A 19831-nucleotide genomic window follows, 5' to 3' on the forward strand; every position below is an offset into this window, starting at 1 on the left:
AGTGCGTGCGCCTGGTGCCCGACCGGCGGCTATGCTGGCCGGCACTCAGTCGCCCGCGCCATGCCGGCGGTGCCTTCCCTTTTTTGCCGACATGCTTTCTTCCCTCCAAGACCTGACCTGGCTGTGGGCGCCCGTGGTGCTGTTCGCCGCAGCCGCCCAGACTGTGCGCAATACGGCCCAGCGCTCGCTGACCTCCGAACTCGGCACCCTGCCGGCCACCCTGGTGCGCTTTCTCTACGGCCTGCCGTTTGCCGGCATCTACCTGCTGGCGCTGTACCTGGGAGGGGACGGGGCCTGGGCGCTGCCCCGGTTCTCCTGGGCCTACCTGGGCTGGATCGCGCTGGGCGCCTTCTTCCAGGTAGCGGCCACGGCGGCCTTGCTGCTGGCCATGAAGGAGCGCAACTTCGCCGTGGCCGTCACCCTGTCCAAGACCGAGGTGCTGCAGGTCGCCCTGTTCGCAGGCCTCTTCCTGCACGAGCTGCCCACGGCCGTGGCCCTGCTGGCCATGGCGCTGGCCACCTTGGGCGTGCTCATCCTGTCGCTGCCGCCGCGCGGCCAGATGCTGTCGCTGTCGGCCTGGGCCAGCCGCTCGGCGCTCTACGGCCTGGCCTGCGGTGCCTGCTTTGCCATCGCCACCGTGGGCTACCGGGGCGGCGCCGTGGAACTGGCGCGCCTGGGCGAGATATCTCCCTGGCTGTCGGGCGCCTGGGGCGTGCTGATTGCCCAGCTCATGCAGACCCTGGGCCTGGGCGCCTGGATTGCGCGCACCCACGCGCAGGGCCTGCGCCCCATCTTCCGCGCCTGGCGCGTGTCGCTGCTGGCCGGCGGCATGGGCGCGGCCGCCTCGCTGGCCTGGTTCACCGCCTACGCCCTGCAAGGCGCCGCGCCCGTGCGCACGCTGGGCATGGTCGAGGTGGTGTTCAGCTACATCGTCTCGCGCCGCGTGCTCAGCGAAAGCCTGAGCCGCCAGGAGAAGATCGGCATGGCTCTGATGGTGCTGGGACTGGTCCTCATCTGCCTGCAGGGATGAATGGTCCAGGGCCTGTGGGAACAAGCCCTGCAGGCTGTATGAATGCACAGTTGCCGCAATAATGGCGGCGTGCCTGAAACGACACCCACGACACCCGCAAGCCCTGCCGATGCTGCGCCTGCGCGCCGCATCGCCCACCTGGACATGGACGCCTTCTATGCCTCGGTGGAGCTGCTGCGCTATCCGCAGCTCAAGGGGCTGCCCGTGGTCATCGGCGGCGGGCGCCGCGCGCATGACGAGGCGCTGGATGCGCGCTACGCCGGGCGGCTGCACGAGATTCCGGTGGACGAGTTCTCGCGCCTCAAGGACTACGTCGGCCGGGGCGTGATCACCACGGCCACCTACCCGGCGCGCCAGTTCGGCGTGGGGTCGGCCATGGGCATGATGAAGGCCGCGCGCCTGTGCCCCCAGGCCATCATGCTGCCCGTGGACTTTGCCGAGGTGCGGCGCTTCTCGCGCATGTTCAAGGAGATCATTGTCTCCATCGCCCCGCTGATGGAGGACCGCGGCGTGGACGAGGTCTACATCGACTTCACCGACGTGCCTGGCGGCCAGCGCGAAGGCGGGCGCGTGCTGGCTCGGCTGATCCAGAAAACCATCACCGACGCCACGGGCCTGACCTGCTCCATCGGCGTGGCCCCCAACAAGCTGCTGGCCAAGATGGCCAGCGAACTCAACAAGCCCAACGGCATCTCCATCGTCCAGCCCGAGGACCTGCAGACCGTCATCTGGCCGCTGGCCTGCCGCAAGATCAATGGCATAGGCCCCAAGGCCGACGCCAAGCTGCAGGCGCTGGGCATACGGACCATCGGCGAGCTGGCCGCGCAAAGCCTGCCCCAGCTCGTGCAATGGTTTGGCCGCGCCTACGGCAACTGGCTGCATGGTGCCTCCTGGGGCCGTGACGACCGGCCCGTGGTCACGCACAGCGAGCCCGTCTCCATGAGCCGCGAGACCACCTTCGAGCGCGACCTGCACGCCGTGCGCGACCGGGCCGAACTGAGCGCCATCTTCACCGACCTGTGCGAACGCCTGGCCCAGGACCTGCAGCGCAAGGGCTACATGGGCCGCACCGTGGGCATCAAGCTGCGCTACGACGACTTCAAGACCGCCACGCGCGACCACACGCTGGAGCTGCCCATGGCCGATGCCGCCACCCTGCGCCGCGCCGCAGGCCAATGCCTCAAGCGCGTGCCCCTGGCCAAGCGGCTGCGCCTGCTGGGCGTGCGCGTGGGCAACCTCGTTCGCACGGCCGACTGGAACGCCACCGCCCACGACCCGCTGGCGCGCGAGCAACTGCTCAGGGGACCGGCCCAGCCCGCGCCGGACAGCGATCCCTTTACACCTCAACTGTTCTGAATCATCACCACAAATCTGGCGCACACGCTGTAAAACCATGCACCAGTTCCGAGCATGGGACTGAGGTTGCCGTGCTGTGAGATGATTTGGAAATGTGAATTTGTGTTTCCGTTTGATGGATTCCGGTGGCTTCAGTGCGCTTCGCCTTGCCATTTCACAAGAACAAGAGACATCCCAAAGGAGTGGTACCCATGCGCGTGAATTTGCCCGTCAGCCAGCTCAACTACGACTTTCCGGGCGATGAGCTGCTGGTATCCGTCACCAACACCAAGGGCGAGATCACCCATTGCAACCCTGCCTTCGTGCGGGTCAGCGGCTATACCTACGAGGAGTTGATCGACCAGCCGCACAACCTCATCCGTCATCCGGACATGCCGGCCGCCGCCTTCAAGGACATGTGGCGCACCATCGCCCACGGCTACCCGTGGACTGCCCTGGTCAAGAACCGGCGCAAGAACGGCGACCACTACTGGGTGCGCGCCAACGTCACGCCCATCATGGAAGGCGGCCGGCCGCGCGGCTACCTGTCGGTGCGAACCAAGCCCCGGCCGGACGAGATCGAGGCCGCCGAAGCCCTCTATGCCCGCATGCGCGCCGAAGCCGATGCCGGCCAGGAAACCCTGCGACTGCGCGGAGGCGAACTGCGCCGCCTGGGCCTGGCCGGGCTGTGGGACCGCCGCAGCGACCTGGGCCTGACAGCCCGCATGGCGCTGATGCTGGGCGGCGTGGGCCTGGCGGCCATGCTGCCCGACCTGCTGGGCTGGCAGGGAGCCGCAGCCTGGGGCACGCGCCTGGCCGCCTTGCTGGCGGGCGGCAGCTTTGTGCTGTGGCGCTTCCAGCAGCGCTGCGTGGCGGGCCTGGAGCAGGCCAGCGGCTTTGCCGCCGACATTGCCAGCTGCCAGCTGGGCACCAACATGCAGCACGACTACAGCGGCCCCATGGGTGCCCTGATGCAGCGGCTGCAGCAGATCCAGATCAACCTGCGCGCCGTGGTCGGCGACGTGCGCACCGAAATGCGCGGCTTTGCCACGACGGCCCACGAGATCGCCCAGGGCAGCTTCGACCTCGCGCAGCGCACAGAATCCCAGGCCACCAGCCTGCAGCAGACGGCGGCCTCGATGGAAGAGATATCGGGCACCGTCGCACAGACCGCCGACACGGCCCAGCTCATGGCCCATGAAAGCGACCAGAGCCGCCAGGTCGCCGGCAAGAGCGGCGCCGCCATCCAGGAAGTGGGCGCTGCCATGGAGCACATCCGCGGCTCCTCGCGCCGCATGGGCGAGATCATCGGCGTGATCGAAAGCATTGCCTTCCAGACCAACCTGCTGGCCCTGAATGCCGCCGTCGAAGCGGCACGCGCAGGCGAGCAGGGCCGCGGCTTTGCCGTCGTGGCCGGCGAAGTGCGGGCCCTCGCCCAGCGCAGCGCCTCGGCCGCCAAGGAAATCAGCGGCCTCATCAACCGCACCGTGGACGGCATCAACGATGGCAACGCCCGCATGGACGCCGCAGGCCGCACCATCGACGGCATGGTCGACGCCGTGGGCCGCGTCAGCGACCTGGTCCACCAGATCAGCATCGCCACGCGCGAACAATCCGTAGGCATCGCCCAGGTCAACGACGCCGTGGCCCAGCTCGACTCCGTCACCCAGCAAAACGCCGCCCTGGTCGAACAATCGGCCGGCGCGGCGGGCTCGCTGCGCGCCAGCGCCCAGTCGCTGGAGCGGTCGCTGGAGGTGTTTACGTTGCGGTGAGGGGGCTGGTGTGGAGTGCCGGCTTGGGGCAGGCCACCGTCGGGGCTCGGCTGTGGCTGAGAGGAGAGGCCTCGGTAGCCGGCCAGTGTGGCCGGCAGCGGGCCATAGATGTCCAGCATCACGCTGCGGCTGTTGATCTCGGGGTAGCGGGTGCTGTGCTCGATGGGCGTGGCCTGCGTGACATCGCTGGCAATAGCCGGTGCTGGTTCCATCACTGGCTCCGCAAGGTGTTTCCGCTCTCCGGCGTAGAACTGGCCGCATCCTTGCGCACCGGCACTGCGATCTGCTCGAACACATTGCCTTCGATCACCACGTCCCTGGACTCCAGCAGATTGATGCCGGCCTGGGGCTCCTCCTTTTTCCTGAACGACCCGCTGTGCTTCACGATGAGCGGTATCGGAGGGCGGGCACTGCGGCAGGAACTGCAGCAGGTGCGTGGGCAGAGGCCTTTGAGTTGGCCGCATGCGGTGCAGCGTACGGCCGGTCGCCGTGCGCCAGGATGCGCACTGGAAAGGGCCTATGCCTATGATGTCGCCGTTTTGCAGCGGGCCGTACTGTGCTTGGATGCGCTGGCCGTTGACCTGCACGCCGCCGAAGCTGCCTGCGTCGTCGATCAGCACGCCCGAGGGGCTGGTGAAAAGGCGTGCATGCTCCTAGTTGTCCAGGCGGACTTCGCACTGGGAGCCTTTGCCGATGGAGCACATGTCGGGCACGCTCAGCGGCTAGCGCCGGCCGTCGGGGTGGATGATTTCAAGGTCGATCATTGGGGGCTGCCGGTTGCGGAGGTCAGGGGCGAAAGCCACTGGGTCTCGGCCCAGCCCAGCCGGTCATCAATGCGCACGGCCGAGAACTGGGCCTGCGGGGCCTGGGGCAGCACTTGCACAAGGCTGCCCACGGGCAGGTTCTGGAGGACGGGGGCGTTGATGTCGGGTGCCACGCGCCTGAGGGGGCAAAGGCGATTGCCCTGAGGCCAGGGCGGGCTGCTACGGCTTCAGCGGCGCAAGATCGACCTGCTCGGGCCGATTTCGACCTACGGTCGTGCCATCGCCCAACTGACCGGAGTTGTTCCTACCCCAGGCCCATAGACGGCCTTGCTCGTCGAGCGCCAAAGTGTGGTCGGTGCCTGCTGCAAGCGCCACGACCTTGTTGCCGTCCAGCGGTGTAAGGTCCACCTGCACGGGCTGGTTTCGATTGGTGTTCGTGCCATCGCCCAACTGACCGGAGTTGTTCCTACCCCAGGCCCATAGACGGCCTTGCTCGTCGAGCGCCAGAGTGAAGTCGTCGCCTGCAGTAACTGCCACGACCTTGCTGCCGTCCAGCGCTGCAAGGTCCACCTGCACGGGCCGGTTTCGAGCTATGGCCGTGCCATCGCCCAACTGACCGGAGTTGTTCCTACCCCAGGCCCATAGACGGCCTTGCTCATCAAGCGCCAGAGTGAAGTCGTCGCCTGCAGTAATTGCCACGACCTTGCTGCCGTCCAGCGCTGCAAGGTCCACCTGCACGGGCCGGTTTCGAGTTATGGCCGTGCCATCGCCCAACTCACCGGAGATGTTCAGACCCCAGGCCCATAGACGGCCTTGCTCATCGAGCGCCAAAGTGTGGAAGGTGCCTGAAGCAACCGCCACGACCTTGCTGCCATCCAGCGGCGCAAGGTCCACCTGCGTGGGCCGGTTTCGACTGGCGTTTGTGCCGTCGCCCAACTGACCACCGTAGTTCAGGCCCCAGGCCCATAGACGGCCTTGCTCATCGAGCGCCAAAGTGTGGAAAGTACCTGCAACACCTGCTACAACCTCGCTGCCGTCCAGCGGTGCAAGGTCCACCTGCACCGGTCGGTTTCGATCGGTTCCCGTGCCATCGCCCAACTGACCGTAAAAGTTATCACCCCAGGCCCATAGACGGCTTTGGTCATCGAGCGCCAGAGTGTGGTTGGTGCGTGTAGCAAGCGCCACGACCTTGCTGCCGTCCAGCGGTGCAAGGGCCGCCTGCACGGGCCGGTTTCGCTCGGTGCTCGTGCCATCGCCCAACTGACCGAGGTTGTTCTTGCCCCATGCCCATAGCTCGCCTTCGCCATTCAGAATCAAAGAATGCGCTCTCCCCGCTACCAGCTGGCCTGCGGCGATACCACAGAAAAGCGATTTTTCGCCCAGCAAGCGAGATGCAAACCCAAACAGTGGATCCACTGCCCACAGTTGTACGGCACCATTGCGCGCCCAGGCATCGCCCAATTTCACCCAGGCAGGGTCGGGCGTTTCGCACTGCACATCCACCGAAACCTCCAGACCGTCTGTTGCCGCCAAGCTTTGCTTCAAGGCGCCGGCACCCCCTGCGCTAAAGAAAGCCGAAGCGCCGCGTGGCGGTCGAATCGTCAACATGAACTGGCCCTTGCCCTTTTGGTGCGTCACCTGGTAGGCCTGCCGAAAGCCTTTGTCGGGGTAATCCGGCAGGCTGGCTCTTGCGCCCATGGACGACAGCACATACATCGGTAGATCCACACCGGGGGTCACCAGCTTGTCGGCCATGGCGTTCAGATCTGCGGTATTGGCGTAGTAATCCTTGACCAGTTCGATGGAGCCGGACAGGCCCACATCGTGGATGCAGGCTTCGCGGTAGTAGCCCGTCAAGCCAGCGCAGGCAATTTCGCCCAGCTTGCGTTGTTTATCGCTCAACACCACGGCCTTCTCTGGGAAGCTTGGCTGGGCCATGCAGCCGCTGCCAAACAAGCACTCCTGCGGCTTGACCAGCCAGTCGCCGCCAAACAGCGCATACAGTGCCGTCCAGCTCAAGGTGCTGCCATGCGCCAGCACTTCGCCATTGCGGCGGATAAGGTCGTTGCCGGGGCTGCCGTCGTTGTTGCCCAGCATGCCCCGGGCCGCGCCCTGCATCGCCGCTGGCCGGATGATCTGGAGTTCCATCAGCGAAAAGCTGTCTGCCTTGGCTGTGCCTTGTTCAAAATACGGCGTCGATAGCTTGACCGCATATTCCGCAAACGGGCCATTCTGCGGCCACAGCACTGTGACAGCGCGGGGCGCCCAATAGGCACCGCCGCCACGTCCGGCAAAATCATCAAAATAGACCAGTCCGCCAGACGGCAGGTTTTGCACCCGTGTGCGGCGCAATCCGTTCCAAAAGCCGTCGTCGCTCAGGCTTGCCAACAGCTGCCCATTGACATGCAGCTCCAGCGTGTTGACATATCCGACCCACTCCATTCCCGCTGGAGCGAACGGAACTGCTCGCACTTCCACCACATCATTGCCCACCTGCATGGCTGCCGCCTGCGGCCATGAAACGTCGTAGCCAGGCAAAAAACGGGACTGCACTTCAAACCCATGCACCGGCTCTTCATCGGCATCGTGCACGCGCGCCAGGATGTAGTCGCCGCTGGCCACATAGTCGTAGGCAAGGCCGTCGGCCGTCACCAAATGGGGCGAGGCCCAGGTGCGGTCGCAGTCCTTGCTGCCCGGCTCGCAGTTGCATACCAAGGTATTCGGCTGCTCATCCGCCACCTTGCCGCCTACCGATAGCTGTATCTTGCCTTGGGTTACGCCGCGCGCGGTGCATGCCGCGCTGGCGCTAAAGCTTTGGCGGCCGCCACCGGGCAGCGTGAGCACGGCTGGCGCCGGCCGCAGCGGCGAGCCGGCCAGGCTTGCATTGACGCTTGCCGATCCCTGGGTGCCAGCTGTGCCTGTAGTGCTGGCCGTATCGCCCACATAGGCCGATGCCATCACCGGCGACACCCAGGTGGCCTTGCAGAAATCAGCATTCCTGTCGGCCTTCCCGCAAAACAGGCCACCTTTGCAGGCTACCAGCGGCGTGCTGATGGTGCCGCCCCGGGTGTCGCATTCGTCCAGTTCGTAGGTGATGTTGCCGGTGGGGTCGTTGTATACCGAGCTGTTCTGCAGGCTGGCATAGCCCGCAGTGCTGCCAGCAAAAATGGATTTCAGCACTGACGGCAGCGTCAGCTCTTTGAACGACACCGAGCCTGTGCCGTCGCCGGCATCCTTTACCTCCTGGATGGCATAGTTGGCCTCTACTTTGCTATCGATGAGCTTGAGGGAAACGCCTGCGCCCACCTCGGCCTTCAGCCCCAGGAAGCTCAAAAAAACCACAAAACCCGACGATGCCAGCACGCTGACCTCGGGCTTGAGGCTGAACGATGCATTCGACGCATCGCTCCACTGCTTGACCGCCGCCGCATTGCGATTGTCCACCGCCGTGCCCATGCCCAGTTCGGCCTTGGCCTCCAGGCTCACCACCTGAAAGGTGCCGCCAAAGAGGGAGAAAGGCTCAAGTTTGAGCGCCACGCCCACGCCCACACCGCTGCCCAGACCTACGTCCAGCCCCCAGGGCGCGCCGTCCAGTCCCTTGCCGCTGGCGGCGTCACCGCTGCTCATCTGCACTTGGGGCGATGCCATGCCGTCGCGATAGCTCACTTGGCCCGTTTGGCTGAAAAACACCGCCACTCCGGTGTCGGACTTGGGCGTCAGCCCGATCTTGGCCTCGCCATAGGGGCCGGCTTCGAGCTTGATCCCCACCAGCGACGCCAGACGCGCCAGTGGCAGCCCCGTGGATAGCGAGGAGACAATATCTGTTGCGCCATCGATCTTGGCCGAGCATTCCACCTTGGTACCGTTGGCCGCGACGGTGTATTCGATGCCCACGTCAACCTGCGGCGAAATCTGCAATATGGGGGTGAACGTCAGGCTCATGCTGCCGCTGGCATTGCAGCTGGGGGCCACGCTGATCTTGGCTTGCGCCAGTACTTTGCCGTCCTGCCAGGCCTCTCGGGCCTTGATGCCGCTGCGCTCCTCGGGGCCAAAGTATTCCAGTTCGGGTTCGCTCATGTCCCCCGGGGCCTGCTGCGACGGCCCCTGGCGGTAGGTGACAAACTCGGGCATGACCCCTTCCCTCACCAACGGGTCCCCCGGCAGCAGTTCATAGGTGGCGGCCAGGTCAAAGTCCAGAATGGCCAGTTGCTGTCCGCCACTGCCCTCCACCACGCGCAGCACCCTGCCGCCGTAGGGGTAGCTGCCTCCTTCGGGGTGCGGAATGCGTGCATCCACCAGCTGGCCTTCGGCCAGGCCGGCGCCCGCCACTACCAGCGGCTTGAGCAGGACTGCGCCCGGCAGCGTGGCATAGGCTTGGCGCAGGTGCTCGGCAATCTCGGGCATGCTGAAGACGCTGCTTGGACTGGGCTGTATGCCTTCGCTGAAACGGGCCGGGTAGAGGATGCGGCCCACCTCGATCGGCCGTACGCCCGCACGCCTGGGCCATACCTCAACCACCAGCGGCACGCTCCAGCGCTCGGCAATGGCGTTTTGCCCCTTGTCGCCCAGGTCGGGACGAATGCCGATGAGCAGGCGCCCCTTTTGCATGCCGGCTGGCACGCCGATACGCAAGCGGCCAGGGTTGGCGTCGTCCCAGCGCAGGTAGTCTTTGTGGGTATGCGCGGGCACGTAGTCAACCGTGCCGCTGCCTTGTTGCACGCGCAGCTCAAAGCGCAGCCGCGCCTGATCGGCCTTGCGCAACGGGCCCAGGCTTTGGCCTGCCGGGTCGATTCTGGCAAGCTCGACCGCATAGCTGCCGCCCGGCTCGGCCACGATAAAACTGGTGCTGATCTGCGTTTTGTGCCAGCGGGGTTCGGGATCGACGGCCGCCAGTACCATGCTGTGATTTCGCCGCAGGCGCTGGCTGCGCGCGGCGCTGCCGGGGGGTTTGTCGGTCTTGAAGGATTGTTCGAGTTGCTCGGGCGTGCTGGGGGGCAGGCGCGAGTCTCCGTCGGCCAGCGCTTGTGCGCGGTCGGCAAAATCGTCAGGACCTTGCGGGTTATCGATAAAGCCACCGCTGCCACCACCGCCGCCCCCTCCTCCGGTGCCACCGCCGCCACCACCACTAGTGGTGTGTATCACCTCCACGGCGCAACTCGCCTCGTTCTGCAGCCGCAGGCCTGGCTTGCAGATGGTCGTGGTGATACTGTATTCGTTGGCACTGTCATTGCTCAGGCCAATGCTTCTCAGCACCACGGGCTGGCCTGTTTTGTTGCGTACCAGCACGCTGTTATTCTGACCTGGCTGTATCTGCAGCATTGCGGGGCTGCGGCGCAGATCGAGCGTTTGCTGCGGAAGCTGCGCGCGCACCGTATCCATGCCCAACAACCCGGCAGCCACCGCCAAGGCGGCCATGCACGGCAAGGCGCCTGAACCGCGCAGCTTGCCCATGCGGGCCAGAACCAGTGCCAGCAGCATTACGCCCAAGGCTATAAACAGGTGCGACGGCCCCAGAGGCACGGCCACCGGGGCCGGGCCAAAGGTGACGATGACCTGGGGTGGCAAGACCTGCGCCAGGGCCGAGCCGGGCGCGCTGACCGCCAGCGCAGCCACTGTCCCGGACAAGGCGGGGCTCCAGACCGGGCGGGGTGTGGCGTGGGCAGCATTCATGGAAGTACCTTTCTTGAACGTTATGACCATTCGCGGTCAGCCACCACCGTCATCTGCCGGGATTGGCCCAGGCACTGGCGTGCCTGCAAGATCGCGTTTTGCAAGTACATAGGCGCATGCAGCAAGTTCTGGGTCTGCTGCATGGCCTGTTTGTTGATCTCTACGGTTGAGACGGTGGCCTGCACCAGTGGCGGCACCATTTCGGCCATATGCTGGATGTACTGGCCCGCAGGCTGCTCCGTGGCGTTGCACATGAGCGCATACACGGGGGCCATAGTGGGAAGCCGCGCTAATCGCAGAAAACGGGAAAAAGGGAAAACGCAATTCAGGAATAAGCGGGCACGAGGGCGGTGGCTGGCGGTTCTTCCGAATTGCGGATGCGCAGGGAATCAGCCGTGCCCAGGCGCGGGGCCTTGGCCTTGGCGTCAGCGCACTGCGTCAAGGCGCTGAATGAAAGCGATGCATGGATGGTCTCTCCCTCAAGGTTGGCGGTGGACTGCCGCTTTGGCGCTGTGCGCCAGGACAGTTCTGCGTGGGGCATTGGCATGAAAAAGGCACCTGCCTATGCCTGACTTTCAGGCGGCGATTCATTGCTGCCTGAAGTCATTTCTTGTGCCGCCAAGCCTATGAACTTTTTTCTCGCTTGTCTCTAAGACAACTCCTGACGATGTTTCTGAATGCATCGACGGAGATTTTTGCTGCCATTTCAATAGCAAGCTATTTAGTGAATTCCGTGTTTTCGACGATCCATCCGTGGCAGATAAATCGAGGCGAAATAGGCTCAAATAGAGTGATCTGAAAAGTCAATCTGAATCGATGCAGGACGATTCCTATTTTTCAGAATTCAGGTGCGGGCCGCCGACAGGAGCCTGGGCGCGGGGCTCGATGGGCAGGAGTGCGGGCATGCCGCTGCGGCGTCGGCATGCCGGTGAAAAGCTTGAAATGACGGCCGGCTTGAGGATGGCCGGCCGCCTCTTTTACTGCCGTGCAGAGCGCACGTTGGCCGGCAGCGCGCCAGGATGGCTGGTGCGGAACGGGTTGATGTCCAGGCCGCCACGGCGCGTGTAGCGTGCGTACACCGAGAGCTTGATGGGGCGGCAGCGGGTCCAGATGTCCATGAAGATGCGTTCCACGCATTGCTCATGGAATTCGTTGTGGTTGCGGAAGCTCACCAGGTATTGCAGCAGGCCTTCCTGGTCGATCTGCGCGCCGCTGTAGCGGATCTGCACGCTGCCCCAGTCGGGCTGGCCTGTGACCAGGCAGTTGCTCTTGAGCAGGTGGCTGACGAGGGTCTCGGTGACGGGCGCTTCCTCGTGGTTGGCGTGCAGCAGCTCTGGGGCGGGCTGGTACTGCGTGCATTCCACGTCCAGGCGGTCCAGCAGCAGGCCGTCCAGTTCCTGCACCATTTCCTGGTCGAAGCGGTCCAGGCCGATGATCTTCACGCCGATGCTGCCCTTTTGCTCGCTGCCTCGCCATAGTGCTTCGGCCAGGTCGGTGCGAAGGCGTGCCTGGACTTCGGCAGCGTCGGCCAGGCGGGTGTTGTTGAAGCTGTTGAGGTAGAGCTTGAACGACTTGCTTTCGATGAGATTGGGGGTCTCGCAGGGAATCGTGAAATGCACGAGCGCCACCTGCGGCTTGCCGCGCAGGTTGAGCCAGGACAGTTCGAACGCCGTCCACAGGTCGGCGCCGAAGAAGGGCATCTGGCTTCCCTGAATGCCGATTTCCTCGCGCTTGGGCGCGCGGGGCAGGGGGAACAGCAGCGAGGGGGCGTACTGGTCGATGTAGGCAGAGCTTTTGCCCAGCTGGGATTGTTCGGGAGTGTTCATGGAAAAAGGGCCGGCCGTGCCGGCGCTGGTCAGGCCTGGACGGTCCGCGCGGAGCGCGTGGACCCAGGCTTTGAAGCTAACTGAATTTCCATGCCCGCAGGCATGGGCGGCCATATAAGGTCAATAAGGGTGGGTACGCCCGGGTCCGATGGTGCTCAGTGGAATTCGCGCTCGCGCAGCCATTTGGTGGCGATCCATTTTTCGCCGGCCAGCACGGGCGCGCCGCCGTGCAGGGTGCGCGTGGAGGGGTCGGGGCGCTCATAGCTGAAGAAGACGGCGTTGCCCCGGCGCGGAACCACTTGCAGTGGCACTTCGGGAAAGATGGTGGCGCCGCCGCGCTCGGGCTCGTTCAGGTAGATGACCAGCGTGCCCACGCGCTGGCCGCCGCGCTTGAGGATGGTGGGCGTGCCGGGTTCGCCGGGCGCGAAGTAGTCGTGGTGGGGCTTGTACTCGGCGCCCGGGCCGTAGTGCAGTACCTGCAGGCCTTCGCCGTGGTCCAGCGGCCAGCGCAGCAGGCGGGCGATGCGTTCTTCCAGCTGGCGGACGATGCCGGTTTCCCCGCGCTGGAAGAACATGCCGTTGCTGGTGCGGTCGTCATTGATCTCTTCACCGCCGCTTTGCGTGGCCACGGTGAGCGAGCGCGCCATGCGCGGACGCGCGGCGGCGATGATGGCGTCGCACTCCTCATGCGAGAGCAGGTTGCCGAAGACCACGATGCGCGGGTTGCGCATGCTGACCAGTACCTGGACCTTGCGGTCGCCGACATCGATGCTGGTGGGGTCCTGGGAGAGGTCCGGCTCGGGCAGCGAGGAGGCCGAGACGACGACGGCCGGTGGCGCCGCTTCGCCTTGGTGGGGCAGGCCCAACGCCCGCCGGGCCAGTTCTTCGCTCCAGCCCACGTCGCGCATGGAGCGCAGCAGGGCCGCAGGCCCTATGCCCGATGCGCGCTGGTCGCGTACCCATTGCATGAGTTCAGGCGTGAGACCCGCCGGCAGGTCCTGCGCGGTGCTCGGGGAATCTGGTGAGGATTTGAGGCTCATGGCGTGCAGTGCGGCCCTTGCCGCAGTGAATGGACTCCAAAGGCATCGAGGCCGGGGCCGGCCGGTGGCCGGCGAGGCTCAGTCAGCGGTCTTGCGGCGGAACACCAGGCGCGCAGGCGTCGAGGAAGCTGGCGCCAGTGCGTAGCCTTCCAGATCGAAGGCTTCGAGTTCAGCCGCGCTGCGAGCGCGTTGCTGTATGGCAAATCGTGCCATCAGCCCGCGCGCGCGTTTGGCATGGAAGCTGATGATCTTGTAGGCGCCGTTCTTGTAATCCTCGAACGCGCATTCCACCACCGGGGGCTTGAGGTGCTTCAAGTCTACCGATTTGAAGTATTCCTGCGAAGCCAGGTTGACGACGACGCGCTCGCCCGCCGGCTGCCGGGCCGCGCGCTGGTTCAGGTACTCGGCAATGCGGCTGCCCCAGAACTGGTAGAGGTTGCTGCCATGCGCGGTCTCCAGCCGGGTGCCCATTTCCAGGCGGTAGGGCTGCATGCGGTCCAGCGGACGCAGCACGCCGTACAGGCCGCTGAGGATGGCGATGTGCTGCTGCGCCCAGTCCAGGTCTTCGGCGTCCAGGCTGCGCGCCTGCAGGCCTTCATAGACATCACCGTTGAAGGCCAGCAGCGCCTGGCGGGCATTGGTGGCCGTGAAGCGAGGGCTGAAGGCCTCGTAGCGCGCCACGTTGAGCGCAGCCAGCTTGTCGCTGATGCCCATGAGTTCCGACAGTTGCTGCGGCGATTGGCGGCGCAGCACTTCGATCAGCTCCAGCGGCTGTTCGGAGAAGACGGGAAGCGTGTGTGGCAGCTTCGGCGGCAGCGGTGTGTCGTAGTCCAGCGATTTGGCGGGGGAGAGCAGCAACAGCATGGCGGGACGCAAGCTCCAGGATAGAGAGGGAGGAAAGACAGATGGACGGGGGTGGCGGCAGAAACAAACAGGGGCCGCGAGGGCCCCTGTGTCGTCACTGTCTGTGGTCAGACATGGGCCACGCCCTGCGGTTGCTGCTCGAATGGCAGCTGCAGGTCGCTCAGGTCCTTGCGTGTTTCCACGAGGATCAGAGGACCGTCATCCAGCACGACCATGGGCGGGCGCTCGCGCACGACGCGCTCGGGCTGCGGTTCGGCCGCGATGGCTGCCTGCGCAGCGGCCACCTTGTCGGCATCGGAGCCCACCCATTGCAGGCCCGAGGCGGCGGCCAGCGCCTGCAGCTCGGACACGGGCAACTGGTAGGCCTGGACCTTGGGCAGGCCGCGTTCTGCGGTTGCCTCAGCGGCCTTGGCTGCAGCGGGCTCGGCTGCGGCAGAAGCAGCAGAAGCGGCAGGTGCAGCAGGTGCTGGCACGTCTGCCGTCACGGCAGGGGCCGCCACGGGGGCCGGTGCGACCGGCGCGAAGGCCGCGCTCTGCTGCTCGGGCACCGCGACGGGTTGCTGCACTTCCACAACTGCCGCAGGCTGTGCGGCCACTGGGGCTTCGGCCACGGCTTCGGGGGCCTGGACTTCGGCAGCAGAGTTGGCGGCGTTGAAGTAGCTGCGACGGGCTGGCTGCTGGTCCTGCTCGGGCACGGAGGCCTCGAAGGACTGCACGGCTTCGCCTTCGGCTTCACGCGGCGCGCGCTCTGCACGGTCACCGCGATCGCCACGCTCGCGGCGGTCACGGCCGTAGCGGTCGCGCGAACGACGCTGGCGCGGCTGCTCTTCGCCGGAGGCGGGAGCAGCGTTGTCCAGGGACTGGTCCTGCTGCTGGGCCTGGTTGTCCAGCTTTTCTTCGGACTCGGGCGCGACTTCGAACTGACGGGGCTGGCGCTCGCTGCGTTCACCGCGTTCGGCGCGATCTCCACGCTCGCCTCGTTCACCGCGCTCGCGGCGGCCTTCGCCGCGTTCCTGGCGGTCGCCACGCGGCGCGCGCTCGGGACGCTGCTCGAGGGTGCTGCCATCTGCCGCCAGGGCTGCGGAGGCGTTCACGGCCTCCAGCGGCTGGCGGTTTTCGCCGTCGCGGCTGCGCTCGCCACGGCCGCGGCGTTCGCCGCGGTCGGTGCGTTCACCGCGCTCGCCACGATCCGGGCGCTCACCACGTTCACCGCGTTCCGTGCGCTCGCCACGCTCGGCATTGCGGCGGTTGCGATCGCCACCGCCAGCCTGGCGCTCGGCGTTGGGGGCGCCGGCGCGCTCACCGCTGCGCTCGGTGCGCTCACCACCACGCTCGCCATTGCGTTCGTTGCGGCGGCCACGGCTGTCGTTGCGGCCGTCACGGCGACCTTCGCGTGCGGGGGCTTCGGCAGCCGGCACGGGCGCTGCGACCGGCGCAGGTGCCGCGCCAAAGCCGAACAGGCTCTTGAGCCAGGCAAAGAAGCCTTGTTCGCGGACCACGACGGGGGCGGCGGCCGGTGCGGGCGCTGCCGCCGTGGCTGCTGGCTTGGCGTCGCGCTGCTGGCCGTTGGCCGGGCGGTTGCGGCTGCCTTCGGGACGAGGCTCGGCAATGGGAGCCGGCATGTCCGGCAGCACACCCTTGATCATGGGTGTCTGCTTGTTGGTGGGCTCCTGCGAGCGGCGTGTCACCGTGGTTTCGGTGTCCAGCTCTTCGGCCAGCTTGTAGCTGGCTTCCATGCTTTCCAGGCGCGCATCGTCGTGCTTGAGGCGCTCGAGCTTGTAGTGCGGCGTGTCCATGGACTTGTTGGGGACCATGATCACGTTGACGCGCTGCTTGAGTTCGATCTTGGTGATCTCGCCGCGCTTTTCGTTGAGCAGGAAGCTGGCCACTTCCACGGGCACCTGGCAGTGCACGGCGGCCGTGTTGTCCTTCATGGACTCTTCCTGGATGATGCGCAGGATCTGCAGCGCAGAGCTTTCCGTATCGCGGATATGACCGGAGCCGCCGCAGCGCGGGCAGTTGATGTGCGCGCCTTCGGACAGGGCGGGCTTGAGGCGCTGGCGGCTCATTTCCATGAGGCCGAACTTGCTGATGGTGCCGAACTGCACGCGCGCACGGTCCTGGCGCAGCGCGTCGCGCAGGCGATTCTCGACTTCGCGGCGGTTCTTGCTCTCCTCCATGTCGATGAAGTCGATGACGATCAGGCCGCCCAGGTCGCGCAGGCGCATCTGGCGCGCGACTTCGTCGGCGGCTTCCAGATTGGTGCGGGTGGCGGTTTCCTCGATGTCGCCGCCCTTGATGGCGCGGGCCGAGTTCACGTCGATGGAGACCAGGGCCTCGGTGTGATCGATGACGATGGCGCCGCCCGAGGGCAGGGTCACGGTGCGCGCGTAGGCCGATTCGATCTGGTGCTCGATCTGGAAACGGCTGAACAGGGGGGCATCGTCGCGGTAGCGTTTGACGCGGGCGGCATGCTCGGGCATGACGTGCTGCATGAACTGCTGCGCCTGCTCGTAGATGTCGTCGGTGTCGATGAGGATGTCGCCGATGTCGCCGTTGAAGTAGTCGCGGATGGCGCGGATCACCAGGCTCGATTCCTGGTAGATCAGGAAGGCGCCCTTGGCCGACTTGGCTGCGCCGTCGATGGCGTTCCACAGCTTGAGCAGGTAGTTCAGGTCCCACTGCAGCTCGGGCGCGGTGCGGCCGATGCCGGCGGTGCGCGCAATGATGGACATGCCCTTGGGGTACTCGAGCTGGTCCATCGCCTCCTTGAGTTCGGCACGGTCCTCGCCCTCGATGCGGCGCGAGACGCCACCGCCGCGCGGGTTGTTGGGCATCAGCACCACATAGCGGCCGGCCAGCGAGATGAAGGTGGTCAGGGCCGCGCCCTTGTTGCCGCGCTCTTCCTTCTCGACCTGGACGATCAGTTCCTGGCCTTCACGGATGACTTCGTTGATGCGGGCCTGGCTGGGCGAGACGCCTTCGGCGAAATACTGCTTGGAGATTTCCTTGAAGGGCAGGAAGCCGTGGCGGTCCTCGCCGTAGTCGACGAAGCAGGCCTCAAGGCTGGGCTCCACGCGCGTGACCACGGCCTTGTAGATGTTGCCCTTGCGCTGCTCGCGTCCTTCGATCTCGATCTCGTAGTCGAGGAGCTTTTGTCCATCGACGATGGCAAGGCGCCGCTCTTCCGACTGCGTGGCGTTGATGAGCATCCGTTTCATGATGCGTTTCCTTTATTCGTTTTCTCTGGGGCGCGCCGGGGTGCAGCCTCTGCTGCCAGACCGTCACGCCTTTGACTTGTAATCAAAGACAGGCTCGCGAGGGAGCCGAGATGCCGGACTGACGCATTGAAACGAAAGGAATCGCCGAATGCCTTGCTTCTTGAGACCTGGCTCAAGTCAGCAATGGGGGCAAGGGCAGGGGGACGAGAGCGATGAGAGAGGCACGCCGTCCAGCTTCAAGCGAAGCTGCTGCACGTGCAGGGCAGGCGGGAGGCTTGGGGGCGGCAATGATCCTGGGCGCAGGCGTTTTCCTGCTCCACAGCGTGACCATCCATGCCCAAAAGATCCACATGCTCGCTTTTGATCCGCTGGCAGCGGCGGACGCCGGGTCCGACCCCTTCTGCCAGCTTGAGATTCCGTATCAGTGTTTCAATTCGTCAGCCACAACCGATGCAACGACGAACTTCGCAGGCCATCTTTTCCTGCTGTTTCGCGTGCATGACACCGGATGGCATCGACCTGCCTGTGCGGGGAAATGGTTGTTTGGACTAAACTCCATGAGAATCAACCACTTATAAATAGTTCGGCACAGGTGAAACACATTATAGAGGGCAAACCGGCAGACGACCGTTCCCTGAACGCAGCCACTGCCGCAGTGCGGCTGATCGAAGTCGATGACGATTCGGCCGGACAGCGGTTGGACAACTTTCTCATACGCCATCTCAAGGGCGTTCCCAAAACCCATGTCTATCGCATCATCCGCAGTGGAGAAGTGCGCATCAACAAGGGGCGCGTCAGTGCGGAAACCCGCGTCTCGACCGGCGATGTCGTTCGCGTGCCGCCCGTGCGCATTTCCGAAAAAGTCGCCGAAAAGGCCGAGCGGCCTGCACCCGCCAGGGATTTCCCCAGTCTGCTGGAAGACGAGCATCTGATTGCCATCGACAAGCCTGCCGGTGTGGCCGTGCACGGAGGCTCGGGCGTGAGTTTTGGCGTCATCGAGCAATTGCGCCAGGCGCGGCCGCAAAGCCGCTTTCTGGAGTTGGTGCATCGGCTCGACCGCGAGACATCCGGCATCTTGCTGGTGGCCAAGAAGCGCTCGGCGCTGACGCATCTGCAGGACCAGTTCCGCGAGCGCGAAACCGGCAAGACCTATCTGGCGCTGGTCCAGGGCACCTGGCCTGCCAATCGCAAGGTGATTGATCTGCCGCTGCACAAATACCTGCAGGCCGACGGCGAGCGCCGCGTGCGGGTGACCACGGCCGATGATCCTGACGGCATGCGCTCCGTCACGCTGGTGCGCGTTCGCAGCACGCTGGCGCCCCAGCCCCTGCTGGGTCTGCCGGCCATGAGCCTGCTGGAGGTGACCATCAAGACCGGGCGCACGCACCAGATCCGCGTGCACCTGTCCAGCCAGGGGCACCCGATTGCGGGGGATGACAAGTACGGGGACTTCGACCTGAACCGCCGGTTGCAGAAACAGGGGCTCAAACGCATGTTCCTGCACGCATGGCGGCTACAGTTCACACACCCGTCCAGTGGTGAGCGGGTGGAATTGCGCGCCGAGCTTCCCGAGGAGCTGGCCCGTTTCGCCGGCTGACGCCGGATTTGACTCCTTGCAGACATGACAACTCCTGGTTCTTCCGAGATATACCGTGCGCGCCGCTTCGACCTCATCGCCTTCGACTGGGATGGGACGCTGTCGGATTCCACCGCGGTGATCGTCAAGTGCATTCAGGCGGCCGTGGCCGATGTGGGAGGCACGCCCCCCAGCAATGAGGCGGCCTCCTATGTGATCGGCATGGCGCTGATGCCGGCATTGGCGCGTGCGGCGCCCGATGTGTCGCCCGAGAAATACCCGGAGCTGGGCAACCGCTATCGCCACCATTTCATCAAGCATCAGGACGACATCAGCCTGTTCGCCGGCGTGCTGCCCATGCTGGCGGCGCTGCGCGAGCGCGGCCACCTGCTGGCCGTGGCCACGGGCAAGAGCCGGCGCGGTCTGAACGAAGCGCTGCAGGACCCGCAACTGCGCGGCATGTTCGACAGCTCGCGCACGGCGGACGAAACCGCCGGCAAGCCCAACCCGCTGATGCTGCAGGAGCTGATGGCCGAATTCGGCGTGGAGCCTGGCCGCGTGCTGATGATCGGCGACACCACGCACGATCTGGAACTGGCCCGCAATGCTGGCTGTGCCAGCGTGGGCGTGGGCTATGGCGCGCATCCCACCGACGGCTTTGGCGTGCTGCAGCCGTTGCATGTGGCGCAGAGTGTTGCGGATTTGCATCAGTGGCTGCTGGCCCATGGTTGAG

General features: G+C 65.4%; 13 protein-coding genes and 1 pseudogene. 5 read left to right on the forward strand and 9 right to left on the reverse strand.

Going from position 1 to position 19831, the window contains the following annotated elements:
- Positions 1–91 precede the first annotated feature (91 nt).
- From U6958_RS08880 to U6958_RS08890, 3 genes are all read left to right on the forward strand, one after another.
- The gene (locus U6958_RS08880; RefSeq protein WP_074921067.1) at positions 92–1030 is read left to right on the forward strand and encodes a DMT family transporter; all 939 of its coding nucleotides are present in this window, start codon (positions 92–94) and stop codon (positions 1028–1030) included.
- A 42-nt stretch (positions 1031–1072) separates the two neighbouring features.
- The gene (locus U6958_RS08885) at positions 1073–2386 is read left to right on the forward strand and encodes a DNA polymerase IV (RefSeq protein ID WP_074921066.1); all 1314 of its coding nucleotides are present in this window, start codon (positions 1073–1075) and stop codon (positions 2384–2386) included.
- 191 nt (positions 2387–2577) lie between these two features.
- Positions 2578–4137: a PAS domain-containing methyl-accepting chemotaxis protein gene (locus U6958_RS08890; protein WP_074921065.1), complete on the forward strand. Its 1560-nt coding sequence runs from the start codon at positions 2578–2580 to the stop codon at positions 4135–4137.
- A 211-nt stretch (positions 4138–4348) separates the two neighbouring features.
- Here U6958_RS08890 and U6958_RS08895 read toward each other — a convergent pair whose 3' ends face one another.
- The 9 genes and pseudogenes from U6958_RS08895 to U6958_RS08935 all read right to left on the reverse strand — a co-directional run bounded on the left by U6958_RS08895 (position 4349) and on the right by U6958_RS08935 (position 17522).
- Entirely contained in the window at positions 4349–4522 is a 174-nt protein-coding gene (locus U6958_RS08895; protein ID WP_244160453.1) for a hypothetical protein, read from the reverse strand.
- A gap of 190 nt (positions 4523–4712) precedes the next feature.
- Positions 4713–4757 (reverse strand): annotated as a pseudogene (locus U6958_RS08900) (hypothetical protein); the annotation flags it as partial.
- Positions 4758–4897: 140 nt separating this feature from the next.
- A complete protein-coding gene (locus U6958_RS08905) occupies positions 4898–5074 on the reverse strand; it encodes a hypothetical protein (protein WP_244160452.1) in 177 nt (58 codons plus the stop codon).
- Positions 5075–5120: 46 nt separating this feature from the next.
- Positions 5121–10379: an RCC1 domain-containing protein gene (locus U6958_RS08910; RefSeq protein WP_167368396.1), complete on the reverse strand. Its 5259-nt coding sequence runs from the start codon at positions 10377–10379 to the stop codon at positions 5121–5123.
- 212 nt (positions 10380–10591) lie between these two features.
- Entirely contained in the window at positions 10592–10825 is a 234-nt protein-coding gene (locus U6958_RS08915) for a hypothetical protein (RefSeq protein WP_143044501.1), read from the reverse strand.
- Positions 10826–11548: 723 nt separating this feature from the next.
- Positions 11549–12397 carry an NADPH-dependent 7-cyano-7-deazaguanine reductase QueF gene (queF, locus tag U6958_RS08920; RefSeq protein WP_016447808.1) on the reverse strand — a complete coding sequence of 283 codons (849 nt, stop codon included), beginning with the start codon at positions 12395–12397 and terminating at the stop codon, positions 11549–11551.
- Between the two features lie 155 nt (positions 12398–12552).
- The gene (locus U6958_RS08925; RefSeq protein ID WP_074921060.1) at positions 12553–13437 is read right to left on the reverse strand and encodes a 2OG-Fe(II) oxygenase; all 885 of its coding nucleotides are present in this window, start codon (positions 13435–13437) and stop codon (positions 12553–12555) included.
- A gap of 78 nt (positions 13438–13515) precedes the next feature.
- Entirely contained in the window at positions 13516–14301 is a 786-nt protein-coding gene (yaaA, locus tag U6958_RS08930) for a peroxide stress protein YaaA (protein WP_016447806.1), read from the reverse strand.
- A gap of 107 nt (positions 14302–14408) precedes the next feature.
- Positions 14409–17522 (reverse strand): Rne/Rng family ribonuclease, encoded by a 3114-nt coding sequence (locus U6958_RS08935; protein ID WP_047326614.1) that lies wholly within the window; start codon positions 17520–17522, stop codon positions 14409–14411.
- A gap of 535 nt (positions 17523–18057) precedes the next feature.
- Here U6958_RS08935 and U6958_RS08940 point away from each other — a divergent pair.
- Together U6958_RS08940 and U6958_RS08945 are read left to right on the forward strand one after the other, a co-directional pair.
- Positions 18058–19119, forward strand: a complete 1062-nt coding sequence (locus U6958_RS08940) for an RluA family pseudouridine synthase (protein ID WP_016447804.1) — start codon at positions 18058–18060, stop codon at positions 19117–19119.
- Between the two features lie 24 nt (positions 19120–19143).
- Positions 19144–19830 carry an HAD family hydrolase gene (locus U6958_RS08945; protein ID WP_074921059.1) on the forward strand — a complete coding sequence of 229 codons (687 nt, stop codon included), beginning with the start codon at positions 19144–19146 and terminating at the stop codon, positions 19828–19830.
- The last annotated feature ends 1 nt before the right edge of the window (position 19831 follow it).

The organism is Delftia lacustris, from assembly GCF_040267515.1.
Taxonomy (GTDB): domain Bacteria; phylum Pseudomonadota; class Gammaproteobacteria; order Burkholderiales; family Burkholderiaceae_C; genus Comamonas; species Comamonas tsuruhatensis.

Coding starts and splice junctions, on each gene's coding strand:
- U6958_RS08925 (WP_074921060.1), bottom strand. CDS start 13,437: ATGAGCCTCAAATCCTCACCAGATTCCCCGAGCACCGCGCAGGACCTG.
- U6958_RS08940 (WP_016447804.1), top strand. CDS start 18,058: ATGGTTGTTTGGACTAAACTCCATGAGAATCAACCACTTATAAATAGT.
- queF (WP_016447808.1), bottom strand. CDS start 12,397: ATGAACACTCCCGAACAATCCCAGCTGGGCAAAAGCTCTGCCTACATC.
- U6958_RS08945 (WP_074921059.1), top strand. CDS start 19,144: ATGACAACTCCTGGTTCTTCCGAGATATACCGTGCGCGCCGCTTCGAC.
- U6958_RS08915 (WP_143044501.1), bottom strand. CDS start 10,825: ATGTGCAACGCCACGGAGCAGCCTGCGGGCCAGTACATCCAGCATATG.
- U6958_RS08935 (WP_047326614.1), bottom strand. CDS start 17,522: ATGAAACGGATGCTCATCAACGCCACGCAGTCGGAAGAGCGGCGCCTT.
- U6958_RS08910 (WP_167368396.1), bottom strand. CDS start 10,379: ATGCTGCTGGCACTGGTTCTGGCCCGCATGGGCAAGCTGCGCGGTTCA.
- U6958_RS08890 (WP_074921065.1), top strand. CDS start 2,578: ATGCGCGTGAATTTGCCCGTCAGCCAGCTCAACTACGACTTTCCGGGC.
- U6958_RS08880 (WP_074921067.1), top strand. CDS start 92: ATGCTTTCTTCCCTCCAAGACCTGACCTGGCTGTGGGCGCCCGTGGTG.
- yaaA (WP_016447806.1), bottom strand. CDS start 14,301: ATGCTGTTGCTGCTCTCCCCCGCCAAATCGCTGGACTACGACACACCG.
- U6958_RS08885 (WP_074921066.1), top strand. CDS start 1,073: ATGCACAGTTGCCGCAATAATGGCGGCGTGCCTGAAACGACACCCACG.